The sequence below is a fragment of the Frankia sp. AgKG'84/4 genome (assembly GCF_023242965.2).
GTDB lineage: Bacteria > Actinomycetota > Actinomycetes > Frankiales > Frankiaceae > Frankia.
The window spans coordinates 1-911 of record NZ_JALKFU020000863.1; the positions used below are offsets into that span (position 1 = coordinate 1).

At 77.1% G+C, this 911-nt stretch carries 1 protein-coding gene; it reads left to right on the forward strand.

The features are described from left to right. A partial coding sequence (locus MXD58_RS25710; protein ID WP_250610281.1) for a sensor histidine kinase occupies nucleotides 1–888 on the forward strand: 888 nt, incomplete at its 5' end. Between the last annotated feature and the right edge of the window lie 23 nt (nucleotides 889–911).

The window sequence follows — 911 nt, forward strand, 5'->3', positions numbered from 1 at the left end:
CTGCTGCACGTCTCCGCGCGGCGGCGCCTGCCCGTGGCCCTCGCCGTCGCCGCCGCCGGGATCGCCGCACACCTCGCCCGCGGGCTGATCCGACCCGTCGGCGGACTACCACTGGTGTGGTGGATCATCGTCGTCCTCGCCGCCCACGGCGCGCTGCTCGGCTGGGGGGCGCTGATCCGCGCCCGCCAGGCGCTGCTCGCGTCCCTGCGGGAACGCGCCCGGCGCGCCGAAGCCGAACAGGGCCGCCGCGTCGCCGAGGCCCGCGCCGGCGAACGCACCCGCCTGGCCCGGGAGATGCACGACGTCCTCGCCCACCGGCTGACGCTGCTCGCCACCCACGCCGGCGCCGTCGAATACCGCCCCGACGCCCCCCCGGAACAGCTCGCCGTCGCCGCCGGAGTGATCCGCGTGAGCGTGCACGAGGCACTGCAGGAACTACGCGCCGTCATCACCGTGCTACGCGAGGACGATCCCGGCGACAACCAGACGCCGCTGCCGACCCTCGCGGACCTGCCCGCGCTGCTCGAACGCACCCGCGCCGCCGGCACCGCCGTCACCCACACCAGCACCCTGCCCGAGGCGCCACCGCCCCCGCCGCAGGTCGGCCGCGCCGCCTACCGGGTCGTGCAGGAAGCCCTCACCAACGCCCACCGTCACGCCACCGGCGCACCGGTGCGCCTGAGCGTCCGCGGCGCTCCCGGCGCGGCGCTGCTCATCGACGTGGTCAACCCGACCCCACCCGGCGCGGCGCCAGCGCGCACCTCCACGGGCAGCGGCCTGGGCCTGGTCGGCCTGACCGAACGTGTCCGCCTCGCCGGCGGCCACCTCGACCATCAGCACACCGACGGCGAGTTCCGCCTGCACGCCGCCCTACCGTGGGCCCGATGAGCCCGCCCACCGAACCTCCGGCC